Raw genomic sequence first — 18,153 nt, 5'->3', positions numbered from 1 at the left:
GTGTTCAGTTTAATTTTACAATCGGCGATTATTTTCTAGTGCTTTTTAGTTGTTTCTTCATCATTTCTGCCAGTCCACATCATAATCATTAAATTATTGTTTGCTTTTTATCATATTTGCCGCCATTTCCTGGAAAGAGACCACAAAAAAAGCATTTGCCGCAGATCTTTCTTTGGCAAATGCTAATTAAATATTAGTTGCTTTCATTTCGTTTTCAATGCACTTTAGCCTTGGTGGCTCTTGATGTAAGCTACCGCGTCAGCGACTGTGATAATCTTAGCAGCGTCTTCATCAGGAATTTCAGCGCCGAATTCGTCTTCCAGCTGCATGATGAATTCTACCAAGTCGATGGAGTCAGCGTCCAGATCCTTGGTAAAGTTAGTGTCCATAGTGATTTTGTCCTTGTCCAGCTGGAAGTTGTCAGCGATCAAAGTGGCAATCTTGTCAAAAATTTCTGCTTCAGTCATTATTCTTTCTCCTATAATTTCTAACTGCCCACTTGCTTGGGCTATTTTCTTTTTCTTATCCTTACTTACTGAATTCTTGCTTAAAGGTATTTGTTAAGTCTTCAGTCAAAATCTTGTCGATCTGCTTAACCGCGTAGTAGACGGCCCGGGCGTCTGACCGGCCATGCTGCTTGACGACTGGTGAGTTTAAACCGAGCAAAACCGCCCCGCCATACTTGGCCGTGTCAAAGCGGCTGGCTACAGACTTCAAGGCGTCTTTAGCCAGCAGGGCCCCCAGCTTGGCCTTAACACCATTGTTCAAAAGGCCGTCTTTCAGCATGTGGATGATGACGCTGGCCGTTCCTTCGATGCTCTTTAAGACCGCGTTGCCGGTAAAACCGTCTGTGACCACAACGTCGGCCTTCCCTTGCAAGAGTTCGTGCCCTTCAATGTTGCCGGTGAAGTTCAGGGAGCTGTCCTGCAAGAGCTGGTAGACTTCCTTGTGCAGGTCGTCGCCCTTGTCAAATTCAGCCCCATTGTTTAAAAGAGCTACTCTTGGCTTGGAAACGCCACGGACCTTTTCCGCATAGTAGGAGGCCATTTCCGCCCATTGCAGCAGGTATTCCGGCTTGCTAGTAGCATTAGCGCCAACGTCAATGATGTTGAAGCCGTCATCTGAAGATTCAACTGGCATGGTCGGCATGAGGCCTGGCCGGGCCACGCCCTTGATCCGGCCGACAATGAAGATCCCGCAGGTTAACAGGGCCCCGGTATTGCCTAGTGACAGCAAAGCGTCTGCCTTGCCTTCCCTGACCCAGTTAGCTGCCACGACCATGGAAGAATCCTTCTTGGTCCGCATGGCCTTGACTGGCTCATCTTCATCAAGAATAACTTCCGTGGTGGCCACGATTTCGATCTGGTCATCGCCTGCTGGCAGCAGCTCTTTCAGCTTGCCTTCATCGCCGAAGAAGATAAACTTGTCTTCCGGCAGTTCAGGCTTGGCCTTTAAAACTGCTTCTACAATCGCCTCAGGAGCGTTTTCCCCGCCCATGGCGTCAATCGCGATTTTTCTCATCAATAATCTCTTTTTCTATATTGGACTAAGCTCTCGCTTGTACGATTTTCTTATATTTTATCACAGCTTGCAGGTCTGCCAACTTTTCTGCTTTCAGGTCCGGATCAGCCTGGACGATCCGCTTGGCCTCATCCCTGGCTACCACCATGACCTGGTAGTCGCTGACAACGCTGCCCGTCCTGAATTCCGGCAGGCCTGACTGAGCCTTGCCAAAGAGGTCACCCTCGCCCCGCATCTTGAGGTCTTCTTCGGCGAGCTTAAAGCCGTCGTTAGTTTCAGCCACGATCTTCATTCGCTGCTTGCCGGCTTCTGTCTTCGGGTCAGCTAAAAAGACGCAGTAACTTTGCGTCTGCCCCCGGCCGATCCGGCCACGCAGCTGGTGGAGCTGGCTTAAGCCAAAGCGGTCAGCGTCAAAGATGACCATCAAGTTGGCATTGGCCACGTCAACGCCAACTTCAATCACGCTGGTAGTAACCAGAATATCGACCTCCCCTGCCGCAAAGCGGTCCATGATCTGCTCTTTGTCAGCTGCCGCCATTTTCCCATGCAAAAGGACAACTTCCTGGTCTGGAAATTCGCCGGCCAGCCTGTCGTGCAGGGCTTCAGCATTTTCCAGGTCAATCGTTTCCGACCCACTGATCAAGGGCGTAACCGCATAAATCTGGAAGCCTTCCGCCAGTTGCTGGCGCATCAATGAATACACCTCATCTAGCTGGCTGCTGGTCTTCCAGTAGGATTTAATCGGCTTACGGCCGGCTGGCAGGTGTCTGATTTCTGACAAGGCGGTGTCGCCATAAACAGTCAAGGCCAATGAACGGGGAATCGGGGTCGCCGTCATGGCCAGGATATCCGGCCGGTCCCCCTTGTTGATCAAGGCCAGGCGCTGGACAACGCCAAAACGGTGCTGCTCGTCGATAATAACCAGGCCCAGCTTTTTAAAGGCCACTTGCTCTTGGATCAAGGCATGGGTGCCGATCACCACATTAATGCTGCCATCAGCCAGCTCCTTGTAGATTTCCCGCCGCTCCATGGTTTTAGTTGATCCCGTTAAGAGGGCCACCCGGACGCCGAAATCTTCCAGCATGGCGGAAATTTTGTGATAGTGCTGGTTGGCCAGAATTTCAGTTGGCACCATCAAGGCGGCCTGGTAGCCAGCTGTCACTGCCCCGTAAATGGCAAACACGGCCACTACGGTTTTCCCGGACCCAACGTCCCCCTGAAGAAGGCGCTGCATCTGCTGGTCAACAAACATATCGGCAAAAATCTCATTAATCACCTTTTTCTGGTCAGGAGACAGGGCAAAAGGCAGAGACTTGGTCAGCTTGCCGATTTCTTCCAGGTCGTAATGCTTGGCATAACCACTGTGGCTCTTATTTTGGCTGGACATCAAGGCCAGCTGCATTTGAAAGAGGAAGAATTCCCGAAAAACAGCGCTTCGGCGGGCCTCCTTAGCCTCAGTCAGGTCTTTAGGGTGGTGCATGGCGATGACCAGGTCCTGGTCAGCCATGAGCCGGTAGTGCTTGCGCAAGTCCTCTGGCACAGCATTGCCCATCTCATCCATGCTTTCGGCAATCGCTAGGTCGATCATGGTCTGCAGCTTCTTTTGCTTGATCTGCCGGTTGACCGAATAAATCGGCGCCATCCCGTCATCACTGTTTTTATTGGCTAAGAGCTTATAAGCTGACAGGCACTGCTTTCTCAGGTCATATTTGCCATAGACGGCGATTTCCTGGCCCACGCTCAGCTGCTTGGTCAGCCATGGCTGGTTAAAAAAATTGACCATGATAATATCATGATCAATTCGTAGTTTGAAGCTGACCCGGCTCTTGTGGTAGCCAAAGTAATTCTGGTAGGGGTTGGTGGCCACGATCCCCTTCAGCATGACCTTCTGTCCGTCCTCCAGCTGGTCCAGCGGCAGGTTCTCCAGTTCGTCATAGCGGTAAGGGAAGTAGAAGAGCAAGTCGTAGATGCTATAAATGCCCAGCGACTGCAAAGCTTCTGCCGTCTTGGCCCCCACGCCCTTCAAGGCCGTCACCGGTCTGAAAATAGCTTCGTTTAAAGTCATTATTCTACAGAAATCAAGAAGTTGTAAACTGGCTGGCCACCGTCGTGAATTTCGAATTCGCAGTCATCATCTTCGTGAGCTGCTTCCAGGCGGTCAACAACTGCCTGGGCTTCTTCTTCAGTAGCATCGCTGCCGTACATCACGGTCACGATTTCAGAGTCTTCATCCAGCATCTTTTCTGTCATAGCGACAGTTGCGACAATTGGGTCAACATCGTCAACCACAATAGTGCCATCAACGATACCAATGAAGTTGCCCTTGTGGATTTCAACGCCGTTGATTTCAGTGTCACGGGTTGCCCGGGTTACTTCACCGGACTTGACAGAGCCAAGTTCATCAGTCATGGCTTCAACGTTCGCGTCAACACTGGCTTCCGGGTTGAAGGCCAGCATAGCAGTTAAACCTTGCTGGATAGTCTTGGAAGGCACGATGCCGACTGGGATTTCAGCAACTTCAGCAGCCTGCTTGGCGGACATGATGATGTTGCCGTTGTTTGGCAGGATGATCGCCTGCTTGGCGCCAGACTTGGTGATGGCGTCTATGATGTCTTGAGTTGAAGGGTTCATGGTTTGCCCGCCGGAGATGATCCGGTTGACCCCTTCGCTTTCAAAGAGCTTGCGGACACCGTTGCCGGAAGCCACTGCGATCACTGCAAAGTCAACGCTTTCTTGTTGTTCTTGCCCGTTGTCAACGATCGTTTCGTGCTGAATCCGCATGTTGTCGATCTTGATCTTGCCCAATTGGCCGAATTGTGACCCGTAAAGGAAGACCTTGCCTGGGTATTCAGTGTGAACGTGAACCTTGGCGATTTCTCCGTCAGAAACTGCTAAGAGGGAGTCACCCAGTTCTGACAGGTAGCTTCTGAATTCTTCCAGGTCGAATGGCTTCTTGTTTGGCACGTCAGCCTTGAGGTCAACCATGATTTCAGTACAGTAGCCGTTGGCAATGTCGGAAGTTGCCAGTTGCCCTTGCACTGCCTGGTGGTGGGTAGCGTTGATCAAGGAGTTCATGTCGTCAGCATCTGGCACGTACTTGTCATCGAAGTTTTCACCCAAAAGGCCTTCCAGGAAGCCTTCATAGATAAAGACCAGACCTTGGCCGCCGGAGTCAACCACGCCGACTTGCTTAAGAACTGGCAGCAGGTCAGGAGTGCTCTTCAAAGCTTCCTTGGCGCCTTCAACGATCGCCTGCATTACTTCTTCTACATCATCGGTTTCATTTGCCTTGTTAGCACCTGCTTGAGCGCCGACCCGGGCCACAGTCAAGATGGTCCCCTCAACCGGCTTCATCACAGCCTTGTAGGCAGTAGCCACACCATTGCTAAAGGCATTTGCCAATTCCTGGGCGTTCAAAGTGGTCTTGCCTTGAGTTGCCTTGTAGAAGCCGCGGAAGAGCTGGGAGGTGATAACCCCACTGTTGCCGCGCGCGCCCATCAGCATCCCCTTAGCCAGGCTTTCGGTCAAGTCGCCGACACTGCTGCTTGTGTTTTCGGAAACGGCCTTAGCCCCGCTTTCCATCGTGAGATTCATATTCGTGCCAGTGTCGCCGTCAGGAACTGGGAAAACATTTAGATCATTGACGAATTGCACGTTCTTGCTCATCCGGTGAGAGGCAATCCGCACCATGTCTCTAAATTCTTTACTGCTAATTTCACTTAAAACCAATATTGAATCCTCCACTTATCTAGTCGTCGAGAACCTTTACACCTTGAACAACGACGTTGACCGCCTTGGTGTCGATCCCCAGCTGGCTTCTTAAGTTATATTTGACACTGTCTTGTACATTACGACTTACTTCAGAAATTTTCAAGCCGTAGCCAACAATAATATAGACATCAACAGTTACTTGATTTTCGTCAGACTTAACAACGACGCCGCGCTTGTAGTTTGCCCGGCTCAAAATGCTGTCGACTCCGTCTCTGATGGCATTCTTGGATGCCATACCGACAACGCCATAGTTAGACGTAGCTGCACCACCAACAACAGTTGCAATTACACCGTTTGAAATATCAATCAAACCATACTTTGTCTTGATTTTAACAGCCATGTTTATCCTCCGTCTTATTTCCAATATACATCCTTATTTTATCATAACGAGATCAAAAGCTAACAGTTCCAACTTTATTTTCTGGAAAATACTTTTCAAAATAATAATTGAAAAAGGTCAAACTTTATGGTAAAGTCTAATAGTATGACATGACATGTAAAGGGGGTTTAGCAGCATGGCAAAAGATTTCGTAACCGGTAAGAAGACCACTTTTGGTAACACGCGTTCACACGCTTTGAACTCATCAAGTCGTTCTTGGAAGCCAAACCTTCAAAAAGTTCGCATTCTTGTAAACGGCAAGCCTAAGCGCGTTTGGGTTTCAACCAAGACTTTGAAGTCTGGTAAAGTTACCCGTGTCTAGTGACGAAACGAGCCCGGTAGATCAATGATCTGCCGGGTTTTATTTTTGACAAAAATTCATCAGCAACAAAAACAGGCGGCTCATTGAGCTGCCTGTTTTGTTACTTCTCGGCTAAATTGACCACCCGGTCAAACATAGCTATTTCTTCATCTGAAATCTTGTGAGCTACTTCGATTACGGTGCTAGGGAAATTCTGTAGAATTGTCTGGTGAATTTGCTTGGACAAGCGGGGATCCAGGGCTGAGGTCGCTTCATCGGCCAATAACACCGGCCGCTTGGCCAGCAGAGCTCTGGCGATTTCCAGCCGCTGCCCCTGACCGCCGGACAAGTTTTTGCCTTCTTTTCCGACTTGGTAGTCTAGACCTTTTTCCTCAATCAAGCTGGTTAAACCGGCTTTTTGACAAACTGCCAGCAGGTCTTCCCGGCTGACTTCCCTGCCTAAAGAGATATTATATTCGATCGTATCATCAAGAATATAAGGCTTCTGCTGGACAAAGGAGAAGTACTCGTGGTCCTTGCTCCAGTCACCATTGGCGTCTTCACCGTTGATCTCGTAATGTCCATCTGCCAGCTTGATCCGGCCAACCAAGACGTTAAGCAAGGTTGTCTTGCCCCAGCCAGACGGTGCTTCCAGCAAGACTTTTTCACCATTTTTAACAGTCAAATCGAGATTGTTTAAAAGCTTCCGGTCCCCTCTTTGCACACTTGCATCGTCTAAAGAGAGTTCCTTAAATTCATCCCGGTCCGCAGCACTTTCTTTTGCTGTAAAATCTGCCACGGCAGTAAACTTTTCCCAGATCGGATTGCTGGTTTTAATGTCATTGACCGAAGAAAAGATACCGACAATCGGATTGATAAAGTTGTTGGCCAGCTGGGAGATCATCATGAAGGTCCCCAAAGTGATCTGCCCTTGAGTCACAAAGTAGATCCCCAGGCTGAAAGGAATGATCATGCTGCAGACGTAGGCAAAGGAAGTGATGACTTCTGTCGTCACCATTTCCGCCTTTTTCATCTTGGCCAGGGCCGTTTCCATTCTCTGGCTGTAGTGGAGCATTCTGCTGTAAATACTGTCTTCAGCGTCATAGAGTCTGGCAAAAGCGGAAAAATTGATGGTGTCCGTCATTGCCTCAGTATATTTGCTGTTCTCCCCTTCCCAGGCAGAAGAAGCAGATTCAATTTTTGGCCCGAAAACATTCTGCAAAAGGCCGGGAGCCAGGGAGGCGACCAGGAAAATCAAGGATAAAGCCCAGGAAGACAGCATGGCTGCCGCAAATGCCGCGATGAACTGCAGGCCATTGAAAATAATGTCCAGTTCAGCTTCCACCCGGTGACTTTCCACTTGCTTGAGGTCATTAGTCATAAAGGACAGGTCAAATTTGGGATCAGAATTATCTGAATACAACAAATATTTTGTTGCCTGCTCCTTGATCTTCAGGTTGACGTCCTTAATTATATTCGCCTGCATAATTTGGTAGATTAAGGCCAGGCAGGCAAAAAGGACAATACCCACAACTGCTTTAATAGTTAATTGTAATAAACTCCCCTTAGGATTTCCGGCAAAATTAATGAATTCCTGGAAGACATAAGCGATAAAAACCGCCTGCAGTGCCTTTGCGGCGGCGAAGACCGCAAAGACCAGCAACTTCCACTTGCTGGCATATTTTAACGTCATTTCTCTCCTCCTCGTAAATAATAAAGTATTTCCAAATATGCTTAAAATAATACTACTGAAAAATTAAAATGTAAATATACGATTCTAATTTTTTAAAAAAGCTGTATACAAAAAGCGGCTCTGAAATAGAGTCGCTTTTCCAATACTTTTATTGTTTATACAATTACTTTTCGTTCTTCTTACGCCGGCCAAAGACGAAGAAACTTGCACTGGCCAGCAGTGCCACAATCCCTGCCAAAAAGGCAGACTTATCCTGGCTTTCGCCGGTTTGCGGCAAAGTTGCGCTTGCTTTTTGCCAGTTGCCTTGGTTTCAGTCTTGCCTGCCGGAATTACGATAGTTTCGGTTTCCCCGGAGTCAGCCGGACTTTCACTTGGTTCGTCTTCTGCTGGAGTTTCAGCTAGTTCGTCTTCGCTTGGAGTGGTTGGAGTTTCGCTCGGCTCGTTTGCTTCTTCCAAAGCTTCCAAAATAGCCAGGTGCTTCTTAGCTTCAGTAAGTGCCAAATCCGCTGCTTCCTTGGCCTTAGCCGCGACAGCTGAATCAGCCTGCTTGCTTGCCAAGTTGGCTTGCACCTCAGCTTGAGCAGCTTCTTCTGCGGCAGCATCAAGTTCTGCCAACTTAGCCTTTTCACTGGTAGCAGTCTTTTCTGCTTCAGCCAAAATAGCAGCCTTTTCCGCAGCTTCCTTGTTTACGCTGGCCAGTTTGCTTTGTGCTGCCTTGTCTGCGGCAGAAGCTTCTTCTGCAGCTTTTTGGGCATCAGCAGTCTTTTCCTGCTTAGCCGCAGCAAGAGTTTCATTTGCCGTAGTCAAAGCTGCTTGCTTAGCAGACAGGTTGCTTTCGGCGCTTGCGAGTTCTTGTTTGGCTTGAGCAAGCTTAGCGTCAGCTGCCTTGAGCGCGTCAGCCTTTTCATCAGCCGCCTTTTGAGCGGCAGAAGTTGCTTCTTGCGCCTTAGTCAATTTTTCCTTTTCAAGGCGTCATTGGCCACTACCTTAGGTAAAGCCTGGTATTCCTGCTCAGCTTCGCTTTCGGCTGCCTTCTTTGCAGCTAAGTCTTTATTTGCGGTGTCGCTGGCAGCCTTAGCCTCATTATCCGCGTCAGTCAGTTCCTTAACCTGGCCGTTTACCTGGTCAACTGCCTTCTTGGTCAGCCAAAGCTGCTTGAGCTTCATCATTAGCCGTCTTGGCTTCTTGCGCCTTCTGGCTGAGTCTGCCATCGTTTCAGCTGCACTTGCTTCATCTTTTTTTCGCTTTATTTTCCATATGACTCACCTCTATAAACACACAATAGTTCGAGATAATATCCCTTAGCTTTTATTATACAAATAAGTTATTTATTGATAAGCGCTTTCACGGAGGAATATTTGCATTTCTTTGTAAAATCACGTCAAAGGCGCGAAAAAGTCCCGCTTTTCAGCGAGACTTTTTTATAATATTAATTATACTATCTTTTGCAAATCAAGCCATTTGGTAGCGGTCTAAATCTTTAGAATAAACAACCGCTACTAAGCCTTTCTTCAAGGATAACCGGCAGCTATCCTTATCCGGCAAAAACTCATTAGAGGTAAAGGACCGCAGATAGTCACCGCTATAAGGAGCCAGGTCATACAAGGCCCCCTCAATCGTCAAATCTTCTACTGGCAGAAGGCAGGTCACCCCAAAGTAGCTATAGTCCTGCTTCTTCATCTCGTAGCTGCCAGCTTGCCGGTAAAAAATCAGATTCTGCTTGTCAATCAAGGTCAGCTGGTTGGCATACTTACGCAGGTCCGGGTTCAAAATGCCAAAAGCATTGATCGCCGCGTGGTCAAGCCGGCCGCCAGTAGCCCCGTAAACCTTTAGCTGGTCAATCTTATAATCGCCAAAAGCAATCCCCAGCATCAATTCTGAATCAGTCCAGTCCTTCTTGGGCACCGAATAGCGGATATCCGCGACCATACCTTCTACCCAGGCCAGTTCATCAGCCTTCAGCGAGTCAAAATCTCCGATTGCCAAATCCGGCTTAAAGCCTAATTCCAGTAAAAGCAGCGCTCCCCGGTCGACCCCAATCAAAAGGTCACCCTTGGCTTGCGCCTGCTTCAGCTGCTCCTTCAAATCAGCCGGCCATTCTTCCTTTGGCCCGCCAAGCAACACTGCCGCGTCCATCACAAAACACCCTACCCTAACTTATTTCATCACTTCAAATATTCCGGCATCCGGCCTTCCTCGATTTCCGTCCGCATGGCCAGATAGTCATCATAGCGGAAAGCAGCGATTTCACCTAGAGCCAGCTGGTCCTTGACCGCGCACTTCGGTTCATGCAGGTGCTGGCAGCCCCGGAACTTGCAGCCCGTACTCAAGGCCTTAAATTCCTTAAAATACGTACACAGTTCATTCAGTTTGATCGGCGTCAGATCAATTGCCGAAAAGCCTGGCGTGTCTGCTAAAAAGCCTTCCCCTAATTTGAAAAGGGTAACCGTCCGGGTTGTATGTTTTCCCCGGTTCAAGCTGGTTGAGATCGCGCCCGTCGCCTGGCCCGCGTCTTCCTTGATAAAGTTCAGCAAAGTTGACTTCCCCGCCCCTGACTGGCCAGCCAGAGTCCAGATCTCGCTTTCCCCGATCTGCTTGGGAAGTTCTGCTGCTAGGCTTTCCCTGTCCAGGTAAACCCGGTAGCCGATCTTTTGGTAGTAAGCCAGCTGGCTTTCAATTTCTGCCAATTTTTCCTTTTCCAGCAGGTCGCTCTTTGACAGGTAGATCGTTACCTCTACTCCCTGCCAGGCAAAAAAGACCAGGAAGCGGTCCAGGAGAGCGGTGGAGAAATCTGGTTCAACTGCCGAAATGACCAAAAGCACGTGATCGACATTAGCCACCGCCGGCCGGCCGATCCGGTTCTTCCGGGGCAGAATCTTCACCAAATAAGCCAAGCCCTGTTCATCCAGCTTGACCTGCACGCTGTCACCGACCTGGGGCTTCTCCCGGTTCTTGCGGAAAACGCCCCGGGCCCTGGTCCGCACGACTCCTGCCGGCGTTTGCACGTCGTAGTAGCCGGCAATTAAAGAAACTACCGTTCCTTGTACTATTTCTGCCATTTAATTCCCGCTTTCACTGTCATCTGCTGAAATCGTCTCATCAACTACAGTTTGGTCATCACGGACAATCTTGATCTTACCGTCACCCTTAGTAACAGAAAAAGTGATCGTAAAGTCCGTGTCCTTGGTGATGTAAAGGTCCCGGTAAATATTGCCGAGACTGTGGTCGTCATCCTGGATATAAATCCGGACATGGTTGCCCTGGCTGGGGGAAGAGCTGGAGCTTGACTCACTTAAGCTTGATGAGCTCTCTGCAGCCTGGTAGTCAACCGTGAAGGTCTTCTTGACCTCTTTCTTCTCAGCCCCCTTGGAGACCGTAATCGTCAAAGTATCACCCTCAGAGACCTCGCTGCCAGCGGCAGGATCAGTGGAAATCACGTCACCGCTGTCCACGCTGTCCGAGTAGTCCTTCTCAACCTTGACGCTGAGCTTCTTGCTCTTGGCGTAAGACTGGGCGTCTTCCAGGCTCTTGCCCGTCAGATCGGCCAGTTTAAAAGTTGCCTTCTTGCTGCTGGAGGAGCTTGAAGGCTTAGGCTGGTCTTCTAAAGCCACGGCCACCACCAAAGTGATCGTTGTCTTAGAGGCATCTACCTTGCGGCCGGCCTTGACGCTTTGGGAAATGATCAAGCCTGGCAGGTACTCATTTGATGGCGCCTTCCGGCTCTTGACCTTGAAGCCCAACTTGTTCAGCTTCTTTTTGGCGATCGACAAATAAAGGCCCTCAACATCGGGCACCTTGGTCAAGTTTGGTCCCTTAGACACCAGCAGGTTGACCTTTTCCCCCTTGTCAACGGGACTGTTGGCCTTCGGCGTGGTCGAAATCACCTTGCCTTTTTTAACATCGCTGGAGTAAGTCCGCTTAACAGCGCCTACTGCCAGGCCCGAGCTCTTCAAAGAAGTCTTGGCTGCCTTCTCCGTCATGTTCACGACGTCCGGCACCCGGACATTGTTATGGCCAACTGCCAAAAACATGAAGAGCAGGATGGCAAAAACCGGGAATAATGACCCAATCCACCACCACTTATATTTCTTGATACTAGCCCAGAAAGACCGCTTCTTTGGCTCTTCAGCCTTGCCTTCCTTGGCCTTCTCAGCCTGCATGACCTTGCCGTTCAAGGCTGGCAGGATCTTAGTTTCATCATTATTGCCGTGGCTTGGCCGGTAAATTGCTTCGCCTGCCCGGCTCGGATCCAGACTGGAGTCCAGGTCTGCCTTCATTTCAGCCACGGAAGCATACCGGTCCCGCGGATCCTTGGCCGTCGCTTTTAAAACAACGTTTTCCAGGGCCTGGGGAATGGCCTTGTTTTGCTTTCTAAGGGACGGAATATCGTCTTCAGCATGCTTGAGGGCAATTGCCACCGGCGTTTCCCCATTAAAAGGCACATGGCCAGTCAAGGCCTCATACAGGATGATCCCCAAAGAATAGATGTCAGACTGCTTGGTGACCATCCCGCCCCGGGTCTGCTCAGGAGACATATAGTGCACCGAACCCAGGACCGAGTTGGTCTGGGTGATCGCGCTTTGGTTCAAGGCGACCGCGATACCGAAGTCAGCAATTTTGATGTTGCCTTTTTCATCCATCAAAATATTCTGCGGCTTCAAATCGCGGTGAATCACATTGTGCTTGTGGGCCAGTTCCATCGCTGACAAAATCTGGTCCATGATCTTGATGACCTGCGGGAGGGGAATCGGGCTGTTTTCCCGGATATAGTCCTTTAAGTCAGGTCCCTTCACGTATTCCATGACCATATATGGCAGGCCATGGTCGGTCCCCACGTCAAAAACAGAGACAATATTAGGGTGGCTCAGTTCACTAGTGGCCAGGGCCTCTCTTTGAAAGCGGGCCAGAACCTGGGAGTCCTTCTGCAAATCAAGGCGAATAATTTTAACGGCGACCTGTCTCTTCAAAATTATGTCATCAGCCAGGTAGACGTTGGCCATTCCGCCTTCACCCAGGGTGTCGACGATCCGGTAACGGTCTCCAAGCAAATAACCTTTATTGATCACTCGCGCCATCCTCCTCATTTACGGCCAGGCAGACGGTAATATTGTCGCCGCCGCCCAGACGATTGGCTTCATTGACCAACTTGTTGCACCTCTCCTGCAGGTTCAGGCCCTTGGTCGCCAAAACCTGTTGAATCAAAGGATCCGATAGGGAATTGGTCAAGCCGTCAGTGCAGAGAAGGAGCACGTCATCAGTCTTCATTTCAAGTTCATTATATTCCGGATCAATAGTGCTTGAAACGCCTAAGGCTTGCGTAATGATATTTTTCTGCGGGTGGGTCTTCGCCTGTTCTTTGGTGATCTGCCCCATCTTGACCAGTTCATTGACTAAAGAGTGGTCTTCAGTGATCTGGCGGAAATTCCCTTCAGAGTAGCTGTAGGCCCGGGAGTCACCCAGGTGGGCAATCAAGACTTCCTGGTCAAAGAACATGGCCAGGACAATCGTCGTGCCCATCCCGTTCAAGTCCGGGAAGCGGTCTGCGGCCTTCAGAATCGTTTCGTTTTCTGAGCGCAGCTGGACGTCCAGCCATTTTCTGGCCAGATTCTTGTCGTGCAGGTCGGTGTTAGCGAAATTGTGGCCCAGGTGGCTGACTGCCATCGTGGAAGCAACGTCGCCGCCCTGGTGGCCCCCCATCCCATCGCAGACGATGGCCATGGTTACCCCAACGCGATTCTGAAAAATCTGCACGAAGTCTTGATTGCTCTCTCTAACTCTACCAATACTTGAAGCAAATGCCGTTTTAATCACAAGTACTAACCTCTTGTCGTAAACTTGGCAATGAAAAATCCATCACTGTTGTAGCTGTCGGGCAAGATCTTCAGCATCCCCTTGGGCGCGGAGATCTTGGCCGTTTCAAATGGTTTCAATGCAAAATCTGGATGCGCGGCTAAAAATTTCCGCACGTTTTCTTCGTTTTCTTCTACAGAGATTGAGCAGGTGGAGTAGACTAACTCCCCGCCCTTTTTCAGCAAGCCGGATACTTCGTTCAAAATGTCCAGTTGGATTTCAGCCAAATGGCTGATGTCTTCCGCTGTTTTCGTGTAGCGGATTTCCGGCTTGCGGCGCAGCAGTCCCAGACCGGAACATGGTGCGTCTATCAATATCTTATCAAATTCTTGCCCGGAAAAATACTCCCTTGCCTTCCGCGCGTCCAAAGCTTTGACCTTGACCCGGTCAGCAACCCGCATTCTGGCGGCATTTTCCTTGACCAGACGCAATTTCTTTTCATGGATATCCAGAGCAGTCACTTGCCCGTCAGGCAATTGCTCAGCTATTTGAATGGTCTTGCCGCCTGGGGCGCTGCAGGCATCAAGGGCCTGCTCATTTCCCTTAAAGTCAAAGGCTTCTGCCACCAGGCTGGCTGCTTCGTCTTGCACCGTCACTTCACCATCTTTGAAAAAGTCGGTCATCACGATCCCGCCCCGGCTTAAGGCATAGCTGCGGCTGGCCAAAGGCGACTCCTGAGGGGCAAAATGGGTCCGGTCCAGGTCCCGGACGACCCGCTTTTCATCAGCCAAAGCCGAAATCCGGATTTCGTTTTTCGCCTTGCTGTTGAAGCTGGCCATGATTTTTTCTGCCCTGCTCTTGCCCCAGTTGGCTACGAAATAGTCGCTCAGCCAAAGGGGCATGCTGCACTTGACGCTGAGATAGTCTGGCGCGTCTTTTTCCGGCAGGACCTCTCCTCGCCGTAAAAGCGAGCGCAAAATCCCGTTAACCAGGCGGTAGCCGCTAGATTTTGGCCGGCCATAGGCCTTAGCCAGCTTGTTGGCCTCGTCTAAGACTGCCCGGTTTGGTACCTTGTCTAAAAAGAAGATCTGGTAGGCCGACATCAATAAAAGGGGCTTGATATATGGCTCTCTCAGCCGGGCCTTGACCAGGTCCTTGAGCTGGTATTCCAGGTAAAGCTGGTATTGGATGGTCCCATAGACCAGGTTGGTGGCCAGCCGGCTCTCTTCACCCGGCAGCTTAGCCGCCTTTAACGCGTGGTTTAAGCTGATATTTGAATATGAGCCCTGGTTAATCACCTTCATCAAGGTGTCTAGGGCCACGGTGCGGGCGTTAGTCTTCATCTACGATCTTTTCTCCTGCTGCAAACTTCTTCCCCTGCCCATTCAAAAAGTCCTTGATGGCCATGGCCTTCTTGCCATTTGGCTGGACTTCAAGCAGGTTCAAGACCGTGTTGCCGGCAAAGCTGATAGCAAAGCGGTCCTGGTTGGTCAAAAGGTGGCCAGCTGGCAGACTGGTGTTGTCGTCAGCCACTTCTGCCTTCCAAACCTTTAAGCGCTGGCCCTTGATGACCAGGTAGGCGCCTGGGTCCGGATTGAGGGCCCGGATCAAGTCCTTGGCCTCCTTGGCCGTCAATTTCAAGGAAATTCTTTCTTCAGCCTTGCTGATGGTTGGGGAAAAGACTACCTGGCTTGGATCCTGCGGCTTTTTGACAATTTCGCCACTGGCAATCTTTGGCAGAGTTTCCAAAAGCAGGTCCCGGCCAAGCGGAGCCAGTTCTTCGAAGACTTCCCCGCTGGTCTCATCTGGTCTGATCGGCAGGCTGGCCTGGGCATACATGTCGCCGGCGTCCATTTCCTTGACCATTTCCATGATGGTGACCCCGGTTTCCGCATCCCCGTTTCTGACCGCATACTGGATCGGTGCCCCGCCCCGGTATTTCGGCAAAAGGGATCCGTGCACGTTAACAGCCGCGATCTTAGCGGACTTCAGGAATTTGGTCGGCAAAAACTGGCCAAAGGCCGCGGTGATGATGAAATCAGCGTCAAGCTGCAGCAATTCGTCAAGTTCAGCTGACTTGGACAGGCGGACTGGCTGGTATAAAGGCAAGTCGTTGGCCAAAGCCACTTCCTTGACCGGGGAGTAAACGACCTTTTGCTTGCGGCCAACCTTCTTGTCCGGCTGGGTGACCACGGCCAAAATATGATAACCGGCCTTGATCAGGCCTTCCAAAACTATAGCGCCGAATTGCGGCGTTCCTAAAAAGATTACTGAATTCACGTTTTTATTCCTTTACATAATTCTCTCTGGCTCTGAATCGATCTCAACAGTCAAGCCGTACTTTTTCACTTCCTGGGCCTGGTCCTGGATCTGGTGCAGGAGCTCATTTAAGTGTTTTTCTCTTTTATATTTTACCAGTATTTGGTAATAATACTGGCTCTTTAAGCGGCTGATCGTTGCCGGAGCCGGCCCTAAGATAATAGTCGGCGCCCGCAATTCCCTCTGCAATTGCCGTTTGATTTTAAAAGCCTCCCGGGCCGCGTTTTGCTCATTTTTGGCTGAAACGGAGACCAGGACCGTGTAAAAGTAAGGCGGGTAGTCGCTGGCATGGCGGACCCGCATTTCTTTAGCGTAAAAAAGCTCATAGTCCTGCTTTTGCGCCAGGTGGATAGCGTAGTGGTCCGGATTATAAGTCTGGATCATGACCTGCCCTTCCTTGTCGGCCCGCCCTGCCCGGCCAGCTACTTGCGTGAGCAGCTCAAAAGTCCGCTCAGAAGCGTTGTAGTCGGGCAGCCATAAACCAGTGTCGGCATTGATTACCCCAACCAAAGTTACATTAGGGAAGTCCAGGCCCTTGGCGATCATCTGCGTGCCCAGCAAGATGTCGGCTTCTCCTTGGCCAAAACTGGTCAAAATCTTGTCATAGCTGCCCTTCCTCCGGGTCGTGTCCACGTCCATGCGGAGGATTTTAGCTTGCGGAAAAAGCTCAGCCAGCTCTTCTTGCACCTTCTGCGTCCCCGTCCCCAAAAAGCGGATCTGCCGGTCCCGGCAGTTGGGACAAATCTCCGGAACAGCTTCTTGGTAGCCGCAATAGTGGCACTGCATAGTCCAAGTGTCCTTATGCATGGTCAAGGACAAGTCACAGTTAGGGCACTTTAAAACAAAGCCGCAATTGCGGCAGAGCATGAAGTTGGCAAAGCCCCGCCGGTTTAAAAGCAGGATTACCTGCTCTTTTTTCTCCAGCCGCTTTTGAATCGCCTCAGCCAATGGACAGGAGATGTCAAACTGGCTGCCGGCAAACTGCACGTGCTTTAAGTCAAGCAGGTCGACTCGCGGTAAAGGCTGGCTCTTGGCCCGCTTTTTTAAGCGCAAAAGCTGGTAGACCCCCTTTTGGGCCCGGGCCCGGCTGGCCAAAGACGGCGTCGCGCTACCCAAAATCAAGGGACAGTGGTGGTAGCGGGACCGCCAAATTGCCACGTCCCGGGCATGGTAGCGGGGATTGTTGTCCTGCTTGTAGGAGCCTTCATGCTCTTCATCGATAATGATGAGGCCTAAATTGTCCAAGGGGGCAAAAACCGCGCTTCTAGCGCCTACGACCACCTGGGCCTGCCCCCGGCGGATCCTGCGCCATTCGTCATAGCGCTCACCTTCCGACAAGGCCGAGTGTAAAACCGCCACCTGCTGGCCAAAGCGGGCCTGGACCTGCTTGACCATCTGGGGGGTTAGGGAAATTTCCGGCACCAGCATCAAGGCTGTCCTGCCCAAGGCCAGGGCCTGGCTGATCGCCTGCAGGTAGACTTCGGTTTTCCCGGACCCTGTCACTCCTTCTAAAAGAAAGGTCTGGCTGACCCGGCCCTTGATGTCCTGACTGACCCGGCTCAAGGCCGCGGCCTGCTCGTCATTTAGGTCTAAAGGCCGGCTGGGAGCAACCGGCTTGGTTGGCCGACGGTATTTTTCCTGGTCTTTTTCCTGCAGCCATTTCTTGCTGACCGCCGTTTTTAAAGTTGCTGAACTGATGCCCAGACCGGTCAATTCTTCCCGGCTTTTAGGATAAGCCGCAAAGTCCCCGGCCAAATCAGCCAGCAATTTTCTTTGCTGGCTGGCCGTTTTTCTAGTTTCTAAAAAAATCTCCTGGTAGTCAGCGGCCGACAGAAGCGGATAGTAGACTGAAACCAGCTTCTTTTTCGCCTTATTTTCAACCAGGTATTCTATCCTGGCCTCCCCCTTATTCAGGAGCTGCTTGACCAGCTTGATCAGACGCGGCTCTTCTAAGTTGGCCAAATCCACCGGGTCTCCCGCAAAAAGAGGCATTTGCTCTGCCCGCGGGCTGTTTGGCAGGAGGATTTTCCGGTAATTGGCCCGCATTACCCCCGGTAGCATGGTCTTGAGGATACTGATCCGGTAGGCAAAAATCTGCCGGGCCAGGTCGCTGGACAGGGCGACCAGCTCGGGAGTCAAAGGCGGCATTTCATCGACCACTAAGAGCAGGTCCTTTAACTGGCCGGTAAAGTCGCTGCTTTTTTTCACGGCGACGACAAAGCCCTGGACCTTGCGGCGGCCAAAAGGCACCACTACCCGGCTGCCAATTTCAACTTCCAGGTCATCAGGGATATGGTATTCAAAAACGCGGTCAGTCTGGTGGGCGGCCACATCGACAATAACTTCTGCGATCAAGTCCTTCTCCCTTCCTTTACGCTA

16 protein-coding genes are annotated in these 18,153 nt (G+C 50.7%); 1 reads left to right on the top strand and 15 read right to left on the bottom strand.

Annotation, left to right across the window (positions count from 1 at the left end; translation table 11 throughout):
* Positions 1 to 224: 224 nt before the first annotated feature.
* The 5 genes from acpP to HMPREF3168_RS08085 all read right to left on the bottom strand — a co-directional run bounded on the left by acpP (position 225) and on the right by HMPREF3168_RS08085 (position 5,632).
* Positions 225 to 467 (bottom strand): acyl carrier protein, encoded by a 243-nt coding sequence (gene acpP / locus HMPREF3168_RS08105; protein WP_003611988.1) that lies wholly within the window; start codon positions 465 to 467, stop codon positions 225 to 227.
* A gap of 61 nt (positions 468 to 528) precedes the next feature.
* A complete protein-coding gene (plsX, locus tag HMPREF3168_RS08100; protein ID WP_003611984.1) occupies positions 529 to 1,521 on the bottom strand; it encodes a phosphate acyltransferase PlsX in 993 nt (330 codons plus the stop codon).
* Positions 1,522 to 1,546: 25 nt separating this feature from the next.
* Positions 1,547 to 3,586: an ATP-dependent DNA helicase RecG gene (gene recG, locus HMPREF3168_RS08095; protein ID WP_070489534.1), complete on the bottom strand. Its 2,040-nt coding sequence runs from the start codon at positions 3,584 to 3,586 to the stop codon at positions 1,547 to 1,549.
* Complete coding sequence (locus HMPREF3168_RS08090) at positions 3,586 to 5,250, bottom strand: DAK2 domain-containing protein (RefSeq protein WP_070489532.1); 1,665 nt, start codon at positions 5,248 to 5,250, stop codon at positions 3,586 to 3,588. Before HMPREF3168_RS08090 ends, recG begins: the two co-directional genes overlap by 1 nt.
* Before the next feature lie 19 nt (positions 5,251 to 5,269).
* Positions 5,270 to 5,632: an Asp23/Gls24 family envelope stress response protein gene (locus HMPREF3168_RS08085; RefSeq protein WP_002879711.1), complete on the bottom strand. Its 363-nt coding sequence runs from the start codon at positions 5,630 to 5,632 to the stop codon at positions 5,270 to 5,272.
* A 175-nt stretch (positions 5,633 to 5,807) separates the two neighbouring features.
* Here HMPREF3168_RS08085 and rpmB point away from each other — a divergent pair, with 175 nt between their 5' ends.
* Positions 5,808 to 5,993: a 50S ribosomal protein L28 gene (gene rpmB / locus HMPREF3168_RS09960; RefSeq protein WP_003615500.1), complete on the top strand. Its 186-nt coding sequence runs from the start codon at positions 5,808 to 5,810 to the stop codon at positions 5,991 to 5,993.
* A 100-nt stretch (positions 5,994 to 6,093) separates the two neighbouring features.
* On the opposite strand, the gene HMPREF3168_RS08080 is transcribed toward rpmB, so the two are convergent.
* From HMPREF3168_RS08080 to priA, 10 genes are all read right to left on the bottom strand, one after another.
* Positions 6,094 to 7,665 carry an ATP-binding cassette domain-containing protein gene (locus tag HMPREF3168_RS08080; protein ID WP_070489530.1) on the bottom strand — a complete coding sequence of 524 codons (1,572 nt, stop codon included), beginning with the start codon at positions 7,663 to 7,665 and terminating at the stop codon, positions 6,094 to 6,096.
* A gap of 163 nt (positions 7,666 to 7,828) precedes the next feature.
* Complete coding sequence (locus HMPREF3168_RS11010; protein WP_371440834.1) at positions 7,829 to 7,903, bottom strand: LPXTG cell wall anchor domain-containing protein; 75 nt, start codon at positions 7,901 to 7,903, stop codon at positions 7,829 to 7,831.
* Between the two features lie 712 nt (positions 7,904 to 8,615).
* On the bottom strand, positions 8,616 to 8,876 hold the full coding sequence (locus tag HMPREF3168_RS08070) for a hypothetical protein (protein ID WP_035170830.1): 261 nt from the start codon (positions 8,874 to 8,876) through the stop codon (positions 8,616 to 8,618).
* A gap of 241 nt (positions 8,877 to 9,117) precedes the next feature.
* A complete protein-coding gene (locus tag HMPREF3168_RS08065) occupies positions 9,118 to 9,801 on the bottom strand; it encodes a thiamine diphosphokinase (protein ID WP_070489527.1) in 684 nt (227 codons plus the stop codon).
* A 29-nt stretch (positions 9,802 to 9,830) separates the two neighbouring features.
* Positions 9,831 to 10,724 (bottom strand): ribosome small subunit-dependent GTPase A, encoded by an 894-nt coding sequence (gene rsgA, locus HMPREF3168_RS08060; RefSeq protein WP_016396451.1) that lies wholly within the window; start codon positions 10,722 to 10,724, stop codon positions 9,831 to 9,833.
* Positions 10,725 to 12,731 (bottom strand): Stk1 family PASTA domain-containing Ser/Thr kinase, encoded by a 2,007-nt coding sequence (pknB, locus tag HMPREF3168_RS08055; protein ID WP_070489525.1) that lies wholly within the window; start codon positions 12,729 to 12,731, stop codon positions 10,725 to 10,727. It lies immediately after the preceding gene.
* Positions 12,721 to 13,476, bottom strand: coding sequence for a Stp1/IreP family PP2C-type Ser/Thr phosphatase (locus HMPREF3168_RS08050; RefSeq protein ID WP_050952595.1), 756 nt, complete (start codon positions 13,474 to 13,476; stop codon positions 12,721 to 12,723). Before HMPREF3168_RS08050 ends, pknB begins: the two co-directional genes overlap by 11 nt.
* 5 nt (positions 13,477 to 13,481) lie before the next feature.
* Positions 13,482 to 14,798, bottom strand: a complete 1,317-nt coding sequence (rsmB, locus tag HMPREF3168_RS08045; protein WP_070489523.1) for a 16S rRNA (cytosine(967)-C(5))-methyltransferase RsmB — start codon at positions 14,796 to 14,798, stop codon at positions 13,482 to 13,484.
* Positions 14,788 to 15,735, bottom strand: coding sequence for a methionyl-tRNA formyltransferase (gene fmt, locus HMPREF3168_RS08040; RefSeq protein WP_070489522.1), 948 nt, complete (start codon positions 15,733 to 15,735; stop codon positions 14,788 to 14,790). The genes rsmB and fmt overlap by 11 nt, the downstream gene beginning before the upstream one ends.
* Before the next feature lie 12 nt (positions 15,736 to 15,747).
* The gene (gene priA, locus HMPREF3168_RS08035; RefSeq protein ID WP_070489519.1) at positions 15,748 to 18,129 is read right to left on the bottom strand and encodes a primosomal protein N'; all 2,382 of its coding nucleotides are present in this window, start codon (positions 18,127 to 18,129) and stop codon (positions 15,748 to 15,750) included.
* Positions 18,130 to 18,153: the final 24 nt, after the last annotated feature.

Origin of the sequence: Lactobacillus sp. HMSC08B12, from assembly GCF_001808415.1 — a bacterium.
Lineage (GTDB): Bacteria > Bacillota > Bacilli > Lactobacillales > Lactobacillaceae > Lactobacillus > Lactobacillus delbrueckii.
Note: the sequence above shows the minus strand (reverse complement) of the source record. Positions and strands in the feature narration are given on the sequence as shown.

Excerpts from the sequence above, each read along its gene's own strand:
- acpP (WP_003611988.1), bottom strand. The coding sequence starts at position 467 with ATGACTGAAGCAGAAATTTTTGACAAGATTGCCACTTTGATCGCTGAC.
- plsX (WP_003611984.1), bottom strand. The coding sequence starts at position 1,521 with ATGAGAAAAATCGCGATTGACGCCATGGGCGGGGAAAACGCTCCTGAG.
- recG (WP_070489534.1), bottom strand. The coding sequence starts at position 3,586 with ATGACTTTAAACGAAGCTATTTTCAGACCGGTGACGGCCTTGAAGGGC.
- HMPREF3168_RS08085 (WP_002879711.1), bottom strand. The coding sequence starts at position 5,632 with ATGGCTGTTAAAATCAAGACAAAGTATGGTTTGATTGATATTTCAAAC.
- rpmB (WP_003615500.1), top strand. The coding sequence starts at position 5,808 with ATGGCAAAAGATTTCGTAACCGGTAAGAAGACCACTTTTGGTAACACG.
- HMPREF3168_RS08080 (WP_070489530.1), bottom strand. The coding sequence starts at position 7,665 with ATGACGTTAAAATATGCCAGCAAGTGGAAGTTGCTGGTCTTTGCGGTC.
- HMPREF3168_RS08070 (WP_035170830.1), bottom strand. The coding sequence starts at position 8,876 with ATGGCAGACTCAGCCAGAAGGCGCAAGAAGCCAAGACGGCTAATGATG.
- HMPREF3168_RS08065 (WP_070489527.1), bottom strand. The coding sequence starts at position 9,801 with ATGGACGCGGCAGTGTTGCTTGGCGGGCCAAAGGAAGAATGGCCGGCT.
- rsgA (WP_016396451.1), bottom strand. The coding sequence starts at position 10,724 with ATGGCAGAAATAGTACAAGGAACGGTAGTTTCTTTAATTGCCGGCTAC.
- rsmB (WP_070489523.1), bottom strand. The coding sequence starts at position 14,798 with ATGAAGACTAACGCCCGCACCGTGGCCCTAGACACCTTGATGAAGGTG.